12 protein-coding genes are annotated in these 15,296 nt (G+C 65.0%); all 12 read left to right on the top strand.

All coding sequences use genetic code 11. The features are described from left to right. Nucleotides 1-2: 2 nt before the first annotated feature. A complete protein-coding gene (rutA, locus tag MTR65_RS01495; RefSeq protein ID WP_243796551.1) occupies nucleotides 3-1,073 on the top strand; it encodes a pyrimidine utilization protein A in 1,071 nt (356 codons plus the stop codon). A gap of 80 nt (nucleotides 1,074-1,153) precedes the next feature. After that, entirely contained in the window at nucleotides 1,154-1,732 is a 579-nt protein-coding gene (locus MTR65_RS01490) for an ANTAR domain-containing response regulator (protein ID WP_226633367.1), read from the top strand. A 30-nt stretch (nucleotides 1,733-1,762) separates the two neighbouring features. Beyond that, nucleotides 1,763-2,974 carry a CmpA/NrtA family ABC transporter substrate-binding protein gene (locus MTR65_RS01485; RefSeq protein ID WP_243796550.1) on the top strand — a complete coding sequence of 404 codons (1,212 nt, stop codon included), beginning with the start codon at nucleotides 1,763-1,765 and terminating at the stop codon, nucleotides 2,972-2,974. A gap of 223 nt (nucleotides 2,975-3,197) precedes the next feature. Then, nucleotides 3,198-4,631: a CmpA/NrtA family ABC transporter substrate-binding protein gene (locus tag MTR65_RS01480; RefSeq protein WP_243796549.1), complete on the top strand. Its 1,434-nt coding sequence runs from the start codon at nucleotides 3,198-3,200 to the stop codon at nucleotides 4,629-4,631. 101 nt (nucleotides 4,632-4,732) lie between these two features. Next, entirely contained in the window at nucleotides 4,733-5,731 is a 999-nt protein-coding gene (locus MTR65_RS01475) for an ABC transporter permease (protein WP_243796547.1), read from the top strand. A 51-nt stretch (nucleotides 5,732-5,782) separates the two neighbouring features. Then, nucleotides 5,783-7,477 carry an ABC transporter ATP-binding protein gene (locus MTR65_RS01470; protein WP_243796545.1) on the top strand — a complete coding sequence of 565 codons (1,695 nt, stop codon included), beginning with the start codon at nucleotides 5,783-5,785 and terminating at the stop codon, nucleotides 7,475-7,477. Between the two features lie 278 nt (nucleotides 7,478-7,755). Beyond that, entirely contained in the window at nucleotides 7,756-8,997 is a 1,242-nt protein-coding gene (locus tag MTR65_RS01465; protein WP_243796543.1) for an alginate export family protein, read from the top strand. Nucleotides 8,998-9,024: 27 nt separating this feature from the next. Next, nucleotides 9,025-9,846 carry a formate/nitrite transporter family protein gene (locus MTR65_RS01460; RefSeq protein ID WP_039388003.1) on the top strand — a complete coding sequence of 274 codons (822 nt, stop codon included), beginning with the start codon at nucleotides 9,025-9,027 and terminating at the stop codon, nucleotides 9,844-9,846. Between the two features lie 88 nt (nucleotides 9,847-9,934). Beyond that, nucleotides 9,935-11,728, top strand: coding sequence for a bifunctional protein-serine/threonine kinase/phosphatase (locus tag MTR65_RS01455; RefSeq protein WP_243796542.1), 1,794 nt, complete (start codon nucleotides 9,935-9,937; stop codon nucleotides 11,726-11,728). After that, nucleotides 11,725-12,168, top strand: coding sequence for a cyanase (gene cynS, locus MTR65_RS01450; RefSeq protein ID WP_243796541.1), 444 nt, complete (start codon nucleotides 11,725-11,727; stop codon nucleotides 12,166-12,168). The genes MTR65_RS01455 and cynS overlap by 4 nt, the downstream gene beginning before the upstream one ends. Before the next feature lie 256 nt (nucleotides 12,169-12,424). Then, entirely contained in the window at nucleotides 12,425-14,929 is a 2,505-nt protein-coding gene (nirB, locus tag MTR65_RS01445; protein WP_243796699.1) for a nitrite reductase large subunit NirB, read from the top strand. After that, the gene (gene nirD, locus MTR65_RS01440) at nucleotides 14,929-15,294 is read left to right on the top strand and encodes a nitrite reductase small subunit NirD (protein ID WP_226633635.1); all 366 of its coding nucleotides are present in this window, start codon (nucleotides 14,929-14,931) and stop codon (nucleotides 15,292-15,294) included. The genes nirB and nirD overlap by 1 nt, the downstream gene beginning before the upstream one ends. The last annotated feature ends 2 nt before the right edge of the window (nucleotides 15,295-15,296 follow it).

Raw genomic sequence — 15,296 nt, 5'->3', positions numbered from 1 at the left:
CCATGCAGGTCGGTGTCTTCATTCCCATCAACAACAACGGTTGGCTGATTTCCGAGACGGCGCCGCAGTACAAGCCGAGCTTCGATCTCAACAAGGAGATCGCCCTCAAGGCCGAGGCGCACGGGCTCGATTTCCTGCTCTCGATGATCAAGCTGCGCGGCTTTGGCGGCAAGACCGAGTTCTGGGAGTACGGGCTGGAAAGCTTCACGCTCATGGCCGGACTTGCCTCGGTGACCGAGAAGATCAAGCTCTACGCGACCGCGCCGACGTTGATCCTGCCGCCCGCCTTTGCCGCGCGCATGGGCGTGACCATCGATTCGATCAGCCACGGCCGCTTCGGGATGAACCTCGTCACCGGCTGGCAACCGCCCGAGTACACGCAGATGGGCCTGTGGCCGGGCGATGAGCACTTCAAGAACCGCTACGACGTGCTCGACGAATACGCCCACGTGCTGCGCGACTTGTGGAACACCGGGCGCAGCGACTTCAAGGGCGACTATTACACCATGGACGATTGCCTGGTGCGCCCGCAGCCGGGCGCGGACATGAAGATCATCTGTGCCGGTTCTTCCGATGCCGGCCTCGCCTTCTCGGCGAAATGGGCGGACTACGCCTTTTGCCTCGGGAAGGGGGTGAACACGCCCAGGGCCTTTGCCTCCAACAACGAACGCCTTGCCAGGTTCACTGCCGAGACGGGCCGGGATGTCTCGATGTTCGTCCTTGTCATGGTGATTGCGGCCGAGACCGACGAGGAGGCCATGGCCAAGTGGAAGCTTTACAACGACGGGGTCGATATCGACGCGATCTCGTGGCTCGCCGACCAGGGCGCAAAGGATACGGTCAACACCGATACCAACGTGCGCCAGCTGGCCGCGCCCGAGGGGGCGGTGAACATCAACATGGGCACGCTGGTGGGCAGCTACGAAAGCGTGGCGCGCATGCTCGACGAGATGAGCGAGGTGCCCGGAACGGGGGGGGTGCTGCTCACCTTCGATGACTTCCTGGCGGGCGTCGATGACTTCGGGAGGCGGATTCAACCGCTTATGAGAAGTCGTGCCGGAATCGCGGGGTAGGGACGAGGATCGGATTAAAGGTTCGGAACCGGCCGAATTAGCCATTGCATCTCGCCCATGGTGCAGTGCAGTAAAGTGGCATGCGTATCGCGATTGTCGATGAGAGCGCCGCGCGCGCCTCCATCATTGAAGAAGGCCTGTCCGAGCTTGCCGATTGCGACCTTGTCGTGATCACCGAGCGTCGTGGCATGCTCGCGCGCATGGCTGAAATCGATCCCGATATCGTGCTGATGAACCTGGGAAATCCCTCGCGCGACATGCTCGAGGAGTATTTTGCGGTGAGCCGCGCGCTGGCGCGCCCCATTGCCATGTTCGTGGACGAGGCGGACGATGAGGCCATCGTCGCCTCGGTCGAGGCCGGGGTCTCGTCCTACGTGGTCGATGGTCTGGCTGCGGGACGCATCCGGCCCATTCTCGATCTTGCGATCACGCGCTTCAACGCCTTTGCCCGGCTGCAGAGCGATCTTGCCGAAGCGCGCGGCAAGCTGGCCGAGCGTGAACTGGTCGACAAGGCCAAGCGCATCCTGATGCAGAGCAAGGGCCTGCCCGAACCCAAGGCCTATGCCGAACTGCGCAAGACCGCGATGGACCAGGGCAAGCGCATCGTTAACATTGCCGAAGCCGTCGTCACCGCCCACGAACTGATGAGCGGGACATGATCGGCGGGGACCGACAAGAGGTGTCTTGAGGTGAATACGCAACTGACAATCGGCTTCCTGCCGCTGGTGGATGCCTGCCTGCCGATCCTGGCGCTTGAACATGGCTTTGCCGAGGACGAAGGTATTTCGCTCAGCCTGGTCAAGGACCTGAGCTGGGCGACCGTGCTCGACCGCCTGCTCTACGGGCACAGTGATGCCGCGCACATGATCGCCCCGCTGGCGATTGCCGCAACGCTGGGGCGCGGGCGTCCCGCACAGCCGCTGGCCGCGCCCTTCGTGCTGGGTCTCAACGGCAATGCGATCACGCTTGCCCCCAAGCTCGCGCAGCGCGTGCGCGGGGACGAGGAAGGGCTGGGCGATCCGGTCAAGGTGGGCGCGGCGCTGCGCGAGATCGCGCTGGAGCGCGCGGCGGCGGGCAAGCCGCTGACCTTCGGCGTGGTCCATCGCTATTCCAGCCACAACTACATGCTGCGCTACTGGCTCGCCTCCTGCGGGATCCATGCGGACAAGGACGTCGATATCTCCACCGTGGCTCCGCCATTCTGCGCCGAAGCGCTCGAACTGGGCGAGGTCGATGGCATTTGCGTGGGCGAACCCTGGAACAGTGTCGCGGTCGAAAAGGGCGTGGGCGAGATTGTCCTGTCCACCTCGCAGATCTGGCGGCGCGGGGTCGAAAAGGTGCTGGCCTTGCGCGAACCGGTGCTGGAGGAAAAGCGCGAGGCGGTCCTGCGCCTTATCCGCGCCTTGTGCCGGGCGGCTGCGCATTTCGTGGACCCCATCAACTGGGAGCACAACGCCGCGATCCTCGCTCGGCCGGAGTATCTGGACGGCTCGCCCGAACTCATTCGCCGGGCCATTGCCGACCAGATCCTGATCGCGCGCGGTGGCACGATGATCCACTACCCCGATTTCATGTTTCAGTACCGGGAAGCGGCGAACTTTCCCTGGGTCAGCCAGGCCGAGTGGCTCTATTCGCAGATGGTGCGCTGGGACGGGCTGACGTTCGACCGCGCGAGCGCCGACAAGGCGGCGCGCGTGTTCCGTCCCGACATATATCGTGCCGCACTGCTGGGCACGAACGAGCCACTTCCGGGGGCCAGTTCAAAGGTCGAAGGCAGCATCGTCACGCCCACGGTTGTGGGGACGCAGCAGGGCAACATGGTCCTGGAGTCCAACGCTTTTTTTGACGGGAAGGTGTTTGATCCACAGCGTATCGAAGAATACCTGGCGCAGCTCCCCTGACAGGCAATTTCGATGTGCAGTGCAAAAAGAGCTTGCCGCTTGCCATGCGAATCGCTTACTAAATTAAGCGAACAGTCCGGTGGGCTCCCAAGGATGGGTGCTTAGTATAGCTGGTCTGAACTTTCTTAAATTCGTGGCACCGTAGCCGCCTCGTCGTGGTCCTCTTGGGACTTTCGTCGTGGCGGTTTTTTGCGTTTGGGTTTTGGAATTGGGGGTTGGTTCGATGACGAAGTTTGGGCAGTCCGGTTTTTCGCGCCGCATGGTGGTGGGGGCACTTCTCGCCAGCGTGGCTCTGGCCGGATGCGGGGGCAGCAAGGACGAGACGAGCACGCAGCCGGGTGTCACGGCCGCATCGGCGGGCGGCGCGGTGGAAAAGCCCGTGCTCAAGCTTGGCTTCATCAAGCTGACCGACATGGCGCCGCTCGCGATCGCCAAGGAAAAAGGCTTCTTCGCCGAGGAAGGGCTCAACGTCACGCTCGAACCCCAGGCCAACTGGAAGGTCCTGCTCGACGGCGTGATCGGCGGCCAGCTTGACGGCGCGCATATGCTCGCCGGTCAGCCGCTTGCCGCGACCATTGGTTATGGCACCAAGGCTGACCTGATTGCGCCGCTCAGCCTCGATCTCAACGGCAACGCGATCACCGTCTCGAACAAAGTCTGGGACATGGTAAAGGGCGACCTTCAGCGCAGCGCCGATGGCAAGCCCGTCCACCCGATCTCGGCCTCGGTCCTGAAGCCCGTCGTCACAAGCTTCAAGCAGCAGGGCAAGCCCTTCAACATGGGCATGGTTTTCCCGGTTTCGACGCATAACTACGAACTGCGCTACTGGCTCGCGGCGGGTGGTCTCAACCCCGGTTTCTATACCCCTGGCGACATCAAGGGGACCACCTTGGCCGATGTTCAGCTTTCGGTGACGCCGCCTCCGCAGATGCCCGCAACGCTCGAGGCCGGCACCATCGAGGGCTACTGCGTGGGCGAGCCCTGGAACCAGGCTGCGGTGCAGAAGAAGATCGGCGTGCCGATCGTTACCGACGACCAGATCTGGCACAACAACCCGGAAAAGGTCTTCTCGATCCGCAAGGACTTTGCCGAGAAGTATCCCGGCACCACCTCGGCCATGCTGCGCGCGATCATCCGCGCCCAGGAATGGCTCGATGCCGATGGCGGTGCAAACCGCAAGGAGGCGGTGAAGATCCTCTCGCAGCCCAACTACGTGGGCGCTGACGAGGCGGTGATCGCGGCCTCGATGACCGGCAAGTTTACCTATGAAGCGGACGACACGCGCGATGCGCCCGGCTTCAACATCTTCTTCGATAACTACGCGGGCTACCCCTATTACTCGGACGCGATCTGGTACCTGACCCAGATGCGCCGCTGGGGCCAGATTCCCGCCGACCACGACGACCAGTGGTACTTCGACCAGGCCAAGGCGGTCTATCGTCCGGATCTCTACCTCGCCGCGGCCAACCAGCTCGTCGAGAAGGGCACGATCTCCGCCGAGGATGTGCCCGAAACGGATGGGTTCCGGGGTGAGCAGGACGGCTTCATCGATGGTATCACCTACGATGGCAAGCAGCCCAACGCCTACCTCGCCAAGTTCAAGATCGGCCTCAAGAAGGGCCAGAAGGTGTCCGCTTCGGGCGTGACCGGAAGCTGATCGACAGCGCTGCCTCCAGGAGAAGAACGATGGCAACAGTCTATGCACCAAGTGCGCCTCTCCCGGGGACGAGCGCCGATAGCACGAGCAAGGAGGCTTTCATGGCCACGCAACCGTCCGTCCCGGCCGAGCCGGCCGCAGCCGCACCCTCCGCGGCGCCGGAACCGATCGCGGCACAGCCCGGCAAGGTCCAGGCTTTCCTTGCCAAGAACACCAAGGTGATCCTGGCACCGGTCATCGGTATCCTCGCTTTCCTGGGGCTGTGGGCCGCGCTGGCGCCGATGGTGGATACTTCGCTCGGCGCGCTGCCGGGGCCGCTGGAAGTGGCCGAGCAGGGCGCCGCGCTCTATGGCGAGTGGCAGGCCTCGAACGAGGCAGCGGCCGAGTTCTATGCGGCCCAGGATGCGCGCATTGCGGCGGGCACGCAGGCCATGGCCTTCGATTACGCTGGCCCGCCGACTTTCCTCGACCAGGTCGTGACCTCGCTGGAGACGGTGGCGCTCGGCTTCATTCTCGCCACGGTCGTGGCCGTGCCGATCGGTCTGGCCGCCGGTCTCTCACCGATCTTCAACGCGGCGATCAACCCGTTGATCCAGATCATGAAGCCGGTCAGCCCGCTCGCCTGGCTGCCCATCGTGACAATGGTCGTCTCGGCCACGGTCACGAGCGCGGACCCGATGCTGGCCAAGAGCTTCGTGATTTCGGCCGTTGTGGTGACGCTGTGCTCGCTGTGGCCCACGCTCATCAACACGGCCGTGGGCACCGCGTCGATCGACAAGGACCTCCTGAATGTGGGCCGCGTGCTCAAGCTCGGCACCTTCCAGAAGCTGACCAAGCTCGTCCTGCCGTCCTCGCTGCCCTATATCTTCACCGGTATGCGCCTGTCGCTGGGCGTGGGCTGGATGGTGCTGATCGCGGCGGAAATGCTTGCGCAGAACCCGGGGCTGGGCAAGTTCGTCTGGGACGAATTCCAGAACGGGTCCAGCCAGTCGCTCGCCCGCATCATGTTCGCGGTGATCGTCATCGGCCTCATCGGCTTCCTGCTCGACCGCCTGATGATGACCCTGCAGAACCTCGTCAGCCGCAACCACGCGGTCTGATCGCGGCCCTTCGCGCCACACTTCCTGCTCTTACCGTAAGGGACCAAAGACATGGGTACGATCCTCTCGCTCCAGGGTGTGACCAAGGCCTACACCGGCCAGACCGGCGACGTGACGCGGGTACTCGACGGCATCGACCTCGATGTCGAGGAAGGCGAATTCATCGCGATCCTGGGCTTCTCGGGGGCGGGCAAGACCACGCTGATCTCCACCATCGCCGGGCTGGTCGAGCCCGACGCCGGGCAGATCCTCCTGCACGGTCGCCCGGTGGACGGGCCGGGCAAGGACCGGGGGCTGGTGTTCCAGTCCTACTCGCTCTTTCCCTGGCTGACGGTGGAGAAGAACGTCGCGCTGGCGGTCGATGCGGTGCACAAGGATCGCTCGCGCGCCGAACGGGCGGCACTGGTGCGCCAGAAGGTGGAGCTCGTGGGGCTGGGCCATGCGATGGACCGCAAGCCGGGGCAGCTTTCGGGCGGGATGCGCCAGCGCGTCTCGGTCGCCCGGGCGCTGGCGATGGAGCCCGAGATCCTGCTTCTGGACGAGCCGCTCTCCGCGCTCGACGCGCTCACCCGCGCCAAGCTTCAGGACGAGATCGAGCGTATCCGCAAGGAGGAGAAGCGCACCATTATCCTCGTCACCAACGACGTGGACGAGGCGCTGCTGCTGGCGGACCGGGTCGCGGTGCTCACGCCTGCACCCGCGGCCCATATCGGCAGGATCTTCACCGTTGACGTGCCGCGCCCGCGTGAGCGCGAGGCGGTGAACGACGATACACACTTCCAGTCGCTGCGGCGCGAGATCGTAGGCTATCTGGGGCACCTCAACGAAGCGGGATCGAGCGTGGGCGAGGCCAGCGTGGCCCTGCCCGAGGTGACCCCGCTCGACCTCTTCGTGAAGAGCGAGCCGAAACTGCCCAAGGCCTATGTCGAGGCGGGGCAGTCCGCGGTCGAGCAGCGCTATCTTGAATTCTTCAAGCTCAACAAGGTCTACCCCACGCCCAAGGGGCCGCTGACCGTGGTGGAAGACTTCAACCTCCTGATGGAGAAGGGCGAATTCATCTCGCTCATCGGCCACTCGGGCTGCGGCAAGTCGACCGTGCTGACCATGGCGGCGGGCCTCAACGCGATCAGCAGTGGCGGCATCGTTCTCGACAACCGCGAGATTTCGGGGGCGGGGCCGGACAAGGCGGTGGTCTTCCAGGCGCCGAGCCTGATGCCCTGGCTGACCGCGCGCCAGAACGTCTCGCTGGGGGTCGAACGGGTCTATCCGCACGCCAGCAAGGCCGAGCGGTCGGACATCGTCGACTACTACCTGGAACGGGTGGGGCTGGGCGATGCCATGGACAAGATGGCGGCCGAGATGTCGAACGGGATGCGCCAGCGCGTGGGCATCGCGCGCGCCTTCGCGCTCTCGCCGCGCCTGCTGCTGCTGGATGAACCCTTCGGCATGCTCGACAGCCTGACCCGCTGGGACCTGCAGGACGTGCTGGTCGAGACCTGGAACCGCACCAAGGTGACCGCGATCATGGTCACCCACGATGTCGACGAGGCGATCCTCCTGGCCGACCGCGTGGTGATGATGACCAATGGACCTCGCGCGACCATCGGCAAAGTCCTGAAGGTGGACCTGCCGCGTCCACGCGACCGCAAGGCGCTGCTCGAGGACCCGAAGTTCTATCAGTATCGGCAGGAGGTTTTGCACTTCCTCGCCGAATACGACCACGGTCCGGCCTCCAAGGCGGCCTGACCAAACGGGCCGCACTGCGCGGCCCGGGAACCCTGTGTCCGGGGGAATGGTACGGACGAAGTTGTAGTCCTGCCCGAAAGGGGCGGGGCCCGGCGCGCGCTCATGAGGGGCGGGGGGCAGGCAAGGACGCCTGCCATCCGAAGCGCAGGAAACAGGCTGCGAAGGCGCGAAGAACGCCCGGCCTGGTGCGGCGGACAACGACGTCTGCCTTCGATCCAGTTTCTGGAAGCAAACGGCGTGCCCGCGTGGGGGTGGGGCGCCATCGGAGGTACACGACGATGAAGACCGCGTATTCCACTTTTGTCACGCTCGCAGCCGGCACCGCCGCACTCGCGCTCTCGGCTCCGGCCCTTGCCAAGGCGGGCGCGCCTGTCCCCGTGGCGGACGGGGTGACCATCGATCCGATCATCGATGGCATGCTGCGCTACGAACATGTCGACCAGGATGACCTGGGGCGCGATGCCGACGCCCTGACGCTGCGCCTTCGCGGCGGTGTCGAGGTGAAGGCGCACGGCTTTTCGGCGCTGGCAGAGGCCGAGAGCACGCTGGCGATCCTCGACAATTACAACGACACGATTCCCGGCAATAACGGGTACCTGGGTGCCGAGCCGTACTCGGTCGTGGCCGATCCCGAGAACGTGGAAGTGAACCGCCTGCAGGTGGGATATTCGGGCAAGATCGGCTCGATCACCGTGGGGCGTCAGCGCATTATTCATGACGACGCGCGCTTTGTCGGCAATGTCGGCTGGCGCCAGAACGAGCAGACCTTCGATGCGGTGCGTGCGCAAGGAACTCTGGGGCCCGTCGTCCTGGATGCCACCTATTCGCTCTCGCAGCGCTCGATCTTCGGCGCCGACAGCCCGAACAAGTATTGGGACGGCGATTTCGTCCTGCTGGACGGCGGTGTGAAGGTGAAAGGCATTGCGTTCAAGGGCTTTGCCTACCTGCTCGACTATGATGAGCGCCTCGCCATGTCGAGCCAGACGTATGGCGCCATGGCCGCGGGCGCGATCCCGCTCGGCGGCACGGCGAAGATCGACATCAAGCTGCGCTACGCGCGCCAGAGCGACTACGGCGCCAATCCCATCAACTACGCGGCCGACTACTACGACGCCGAACTCGGCGTTTCGGTCGCGGGCTTCGGCTTGAAGGGGGGCTACGAGGAACTGGGGAGCGATGATGGCATGGCCGCCTTCCAGACGCCGATGGCAACCGCACATGCCTTCAACGGCTGGGCGGACCTGTTCCTGACCACGCCGTCGACGGGCCTGCGCGATTATTTCGGCGCGGTCTCCAAGGGCTTTGGCGATGTTGGCCCGCTCAAGGGGCTGAAGGGCATGGTGGCCTACCACCAGTTTGACAGCGACGTGGGCGGGATCGACTACGGGCACGAGTGGGACGCGAACCTAGGCTTCAAGGTCGCGGGCTACGGGGTCCTCTTCAAGTACGCCAACTACACGGCCGACAGCTTTGGCACCGACACCGAGAAGTTCTGGGTCCAGTTCGGCTTTTCGTTCTGATCACGCGGGGAAAGGGAGTAGTTACCGATGGCCTATCTTGCACCAACTGAATTCGTCACCAAGCTCATCGACGCGGGCGAATCCAAGATCATGATGTCGACCAAGGACACGCTGGTCCGCGCCTACATGGCCGGCGCCATTCTGGCGCTCGCGGCGGCCTTTGCGGTCACCATCAATGTTCAGACCGGACAGCCGCTGGCGGGCGCGGTGCTGTTCCCGGTCGGCTTCTGCATGCTCTATCTGCTTGGTTACGACCTCCTGACCGGGGTCTTCGTGCTGTGCCCGATGGCGGTCTGGGACAAGCGGCCGGGCTGCACCTGGGGCGGGGTTGCGCGCAACTGGGGCCTGGTCTTCACCGGCAACTTTGCCGGCGCGCTCACCACCGCGGTCCTGATGGCGATCTACTGGACCTATGGCTTCTCGACCGAACCGGCCGAAGTGGGCGCCAAGATGGCCGTCATCGGTGAGAACCGTACGGTCGGTTACGCGGCCTATGGCGCGGCGGGCTGGCTCACCATCTTCGTGCGCGCGGTCATGTGCAACTGGATGGTCTCGACCGGCGTCGTCGGCGCGCAGATCTCGACCACCGTCTCGGGCAAGGTCATCGCCATGTGGATGCCGATCATGCTCTTCTTCTACATGGTCTTCGAGCACTCGATCGTGAACATGTTCCTGTTCCCCACCGGCCTGATGCTGGGCGGCAACTTCACCATTGCCGACTACCTGGTGTGGAACGAGATCCCGGTGGTGCTGGGCAATGTCGTGGGCGGTCTCACCTTCACCGGCCTCATGCTCTTCAGCACGCACCGCAAGACCGCGCCGTCGCGGGTCGTCAAGATCGCTGCCTGAGCGTCCCCTGGCAGTGCGAAGGGGTGGGAGTGGGTGCTGGCATGCCACCACTTCCGCTCCTTCCTTGCCATCTGCGAAAGGGAGCGTGATGGGAGCGCGGCTTGTCGTCCGCCTTGGCTATTGCTCCGATGCCGGAGCCAAGGAGGCCAACCAGGATTTCGGGGATGCCCTCGTGCCCGAGGACGCAGCGAGCCTTGCCACCAAGGGTATCGCGCTGGCGCTTGCCGATGGCATCAGCACCAGCGCGCAGGGGCGCGAGGCGGCCGAGCTTGCGGTCTCCTCCTTCCTCACCGACTACATGGCGACGCCCGAGGCCTGGTCCGTGCCGACAAGCGCCGAGCGGGTCATCGCCGCGATCAATTCCTGGCTCTTTGCCCGCAACACCGGCGGGCAGGGCCCGGCGCTGGAGGACAGCGCGCGCGAGCGCGGCCTGGTCACGACCTTCAGCGCGCTCGTCCTCAAGGGCCGGTCGGCCTATATCTTCCACGTGGGCGATGGCCGTGTCGCGCATCTCTCGGACGGAGCCTGCCGGATCCTGACGCAGCCGCATCGGGTGGATCTGGGTGGAGGGGAGAGCCTTCTGGCCCGCGCGCTCGGCATTGATCGCCGGGTCGAGGTGGATCACGTGCAAACAGCCATCGCTACGGGCGACGTCTTCGTCCTGACAAGTGATGGCGTGCACGAGCACCTTAGCGATGCGGACATGCACAGGCTCCTTGCCGAGCCCGATCCCCAGCGCGCCGCCGAGGCGCTCGTGGCAGCCGCCCGGAGGGCGGGGAGCGGGGACAACCTCACCGCGCAGGTCCTGCGCGTGGAGGCGCTGCCCGAAGGCGACCTGGCCGATGTGATCGGGGATGGGCGCGAGTTGCCCCCCGCCCCGCCGCTGATGGCCGGGCAGAGCTTCGAAGGGCTGACGGTGCTGCGCACGCTCCACGCTGGGCACCGCAGCCATGTCTATCTGGTGCGCGAGGAGGCGAGCGGACGCCGCCTTGTCCTCAAGGCCCCGGCGACCGAGCAGGCGGGTGACGCGCACGAACTTCAGCGCCTGATGCTGGAGGAATGGGTCGCGCGGCGCGTGACAAACAGCCACCTGCTCTGCGCCCCGCCGCCGCGCAGTGAGCGCCGTCACGCCTACGCCCTGTTCGAATATCTGCCCGGCCAGACGCTGGAAGAATGGGCCCACGCGCAGATCGCGACTGACCTTGCGGCCGTGCGCAGCCTCGTCAAGCAGGTGGCGCGGGGGCTCCTGGCGCTCCATCGCCGAGAGATCCTGCATGGTGACCTGCGGCCGGCCAATGTCATCGTCGATGCCGATGGTACGGCGCGGATCGTCGACTTCGGCTCCGCGCTTGTCGCCGGGCTCGAGGAGCTGGCCCCGCGCGCAGGTGAGGCGCTCTATGCCGGCACGATGCAGTTCACTGCGCCCGAGATCTGGCTCGGTCATGCGCCCACGCGCGCCAGCGATCTGTGGTCGCTGGGTGCGCTCGCCTATTTCCTGCTCACCCGCAGCCTGCCTTATGGACCGCGCCTCAGTACAGCGCAGACGCGGGCCGCGCAGCGCAAGCTGCGCTATGTTCCCGCGAGCGAGATCAATCCCGAGGTGCCGGACTGGATGGACGCCGCGCTGGCCTGCGCGCTCGCCCTCGATCCTGCGCAGCGTTACGCCGAGCTATCGGAGTTTACCTACGATCTTTCCCGCCCGAACGCGGCGCTGCGCCCCGTCACCGCGCGGCCGCTGCTGGCGCGGCGGCCCGAGCGGGTGTGGCAGGCAATCAGCGCGCTTCTCGCGCTGGCGCTGGCCGCCTCGCTGCTGCTGGGAGGGCAGATCGCCGGGCGTCCTTCCCCCATTCCATCCCGAGACGTAAAGGAGAGAGAGCGATGATGACCAAGTCCGATGTCACCACCATGATCCGCGCCGCCAAGCGCGAGAAGGGGATCGGCTGGGCCGCGATTGCCGAAGAGGTAGGCCTCAGCGAGGTCTTCGTGACCTCCGCGTGCCTTGGCATGAACAGCCTTCTGCCCGACGCGGCGGGCAAGCTGGTGGACTTCCTGGGCCTGCCGGCCGAGGCCGCCGTGGTGCTGAGCGAGTACCCGACCAAGACCTTTGCCCAGACCGTTCCGACCGATCCGTGCATCTACCGCTGGTACGAGATTACCGGCGTGTTCGGCGAGGCGTTCAAGGAACTGGTCCAGGAGAAGTTTGGCGACGGGATCATGAGCGCGATCGACTTCGACATGCAGATCAACCGCGTCGCACATGAAAAAGGCGACCGGGTAGAAGTCGTCATGAGTGGCAAGTTCCTGCCCTACAAGAGCTGGTAATCGTTTGGAAAAGTCGTCTTCGGGGAGGAGGCGGCTTTTCCCTTTTTCGCTGCAGGTGCAAAAACAGTCTTGCCGGGAACTGTGCGAATCAGTTAAAAACGAGATCAGCGAGAATGCGCCGTCCGCAGAAGGACGATGTAAGCGCCTCGCCGCACTTTCTGACAACGCGTGGCAACGAAGCCGCCCGTACCATCCCTGCAAAGGGCATGGTCCGAGGCGGTTTTTTTGCGTGCGCGTCACGAACGGAGACGCCGACGTGAATGCACCTGTGAACTTCGAGGGGAATGCCTTTCCCGAAGGGCCGCGCGAACGGCTCGTGGTGATCGGCAACGGCATGGCCGGGTGCCGCGCGGTGGAGGAGATTCTGGCGCGCGAGCCCGAACGCTTCGAGATCACGATCTTCGGCGCCGAACCGCGCGTGAACTACAACCGCATCATGCTCTCGCCCGTTCTCGCAGGTGAAAAGACCTTCGACGAAATCGTCATCAACACGCCCGAGTGGTACGCCGAAAACGGCATCACGCTGGTGTCAGGCGACAAGGTTGAACGCATTGACCGCGACACGCAGACCGTCATCGCCGCTTCGGGTCGCACCGAGCCTTACGACAAGTTGCTGATCGCGACGGGTTCGGACCCGTTCATCATTCCCGTCCCAGGTAAGGACCTCGACGGCGTCGTGACCTTCCGCGATCTCGATGACGTCGACCGGATGCTGGCAGCCGCCGACAAGGGCGGTAGCGCGGTCGTGATCGGGGGCGGCCTGCTCGGCCTTGAGGCCGCGCATGGCCTCAGCCTGCGCGGCATGCAGGTGAGCGTGATCCACCTCATGCCCACGCTCATGGAGCGCCAGCTTGACGAGGCGGCGGGCTTCCTGTTGCGCAGCGAATTGGAAAAGCGTGGCCAGACCATCCTGACCGGCGCGAACACGAAGGAGATCCTGGGCAAGGACGGCCACGTAGCCGGCGTTCGCCTGGAAGACGGCACCGAGATTCCCGCCGACATCGTCGTCATGGCCGTTGGCATCCGTCCTGCGACGGCGCTCGCCAAGGAGGCGGGCCTTGAAGTCGAGCGCGGCATCCTTGTCGATGACCATATGGTCACTTCCGATCCCAATGTGCTCTCGGTGGGCGAATGCGTCCAGCACCGGGGCCTGTGCTATGGTCTTGTCGCGCCGCTGTGGGACATGTGCCGCGCGCTGGCCGATCATGTCACCGATCGGGCGACCGGCTACGAAGGCTCGGTCACCTCGACCAAGCTCAAGGTCTCGGGGATCGACCTGTTCTCGGCCGGGGACTTCTCGGGCGGGGAGGGCTGCGAGGACATCGTCATGCGCGACGCCGCGCGCGGGATCTACAAGCGCGTCATCGTCAGGGACAACCGGATCGTGGGCGCGGTGCTCTACGGCGATACCGCCGATGGTTCGTGGTACTTCGACCTCCTCAAGAAGGGCGAGGACGTCTCGGACATTCGTGAGGCGCTGATCTTCGGCCAGGCCTTCGCGTCCGGAGGTGCGCTGCTGGACCCTAACGCGGCCGTTGCGGCCCTCTCGGACGATGCCGAGATCTGCGGGTGCAACGGCGTTTCCAAGGGCCAGGTGGTCTCGTGCATCGAAGGCGGTGCACATTCGCTCGACGCGGTGCGGTCCGGGTGCAAGGCTTCGGCCTCGTGCGGTTCGTGCACCAACCTTGTCGAGAGCCTGCTGGCCGTGACGCTGGGCGGCGAGGTCGAGACCGGGCCTGCCACGATGTGCAAGTGCACCAGCTTCACCCACGACGACGTGCGCGCGCTGATCCTGGAGAAGAACCTCACCTCGATCCCGCACGTCATGCAGGAGCTGCACTGGTTGACGCCCGATGGCTGCGCCTCGTGTCGTCCGGCGCTCAACTACTATCTGCTCTGCGCGCTCCCCGGCGATTACGAGGACGATCAGAAGAGCCGCTTCGTCAACGAGCGCATGCACGCCAACATCCAGAAGGACGGCACCTATTCGGTCGTGCCGCGCATGTGGGGCGGGCTCACCAACCCGCGCGAACTGCGCGCAATTGCCGATGTCGTGGAGAAGTACGATGCGCCCATGGTCAAGGTGACCGGCGGCCAGCGCCTCGACATCTTCGGCATCAAGAAGGAGGACTTGCCCGCGGTCTGGGCCGATCTCAACGCGGCCGGGATGGTTTCGGGGCACGCCTACGGCAAGTCCCTGCGCACGGTGAAGACCTGCGTCGGTTCGGAATGGTGCCGCTTCGGTACGCAAGATTCCACGGGACTTGGCGTCAAGATCGAGCGCATGACCTGGGGCAGCTGGATGCCGCACAAGTTCAAGATCGCTGTCTCGGGATGCCCGCGCAACTGTGCGGAAGCGACCATCAAGGATTTCGGCGTGGTTTGTGTCGACAGTGGCTACGAACTGCACGTGGGCGGCAATGGCGGCATCAAGGTGCGCGCGACCGATCTGTTGTGCAAGGTGGCCACTGAAGAAGAGGCGATGGAGATGTGCGCCGCCTTCATCCAGCTCTACCGCGAGGAGGCGCGCTACCTTGAACGCACCGCGCCCTGGATCGAACGCGTCGGGCTGGAGCACGTCAAACTGGCTCTCGCCGATCCCGAGGCCGTGCGCGCCTACGCCGCCCGCTTCCACCATTCGCAAAGCTTCATGCAGGATGACCCCTGGGCCAAGCGCGCGGCGGGTGAGCGCGCCGATCTGCACCAGCACCTGGCGACGGTGCGTCCCTCCGATTCCTCGTATCAGCTGGAGAAGGCATGATGATTGGCGATTGGCTCGATATTGGCCCGGTCGGACAGATCGAGGCGGGCACCGCGCGCACGCTTCCGGTGGAAGGCGCGCAGGAACTGGCGATCTTCCACACGCTGCGCGGCGAATTCTTCGCCATCGTGAACGCCTGCCCGCACAAGAAGGGGCCGCTGAGCCAGGGTATCGTCCATGGCGACGTGGTGACCTGCCCCTTGCACAACTGGAACATCTCGTTGCGCGATGGGCGCGCCTTGGGCGATGATGAGGGCTGCGTGCCCACGATCCCGCTCCGGGTCGATGCCGGGCGCATCTACCTCCTGCGCGCTGCGGTTCTGGGTGGGGGCGCCGAGGCGGCGCCTGCCGAGGCAGAGGCCTGAGC

The sequence above is a fragment of the Novosphingobium mangrovi genome, assembly GCF_022818885.1.
Taxonomy (GTDB): domain Bacteria; phylum Pseudomonadota; class Alphaproteobacteria; order Sphingomonadales; family Sphingomonadaceae; genus Novosphingobium; species Novosphingobium mangrovi.
Note: the sequence above shows the minus strand (reverse complement) of the source record. Positions and strands in the feature narration are given on the sequence as shown.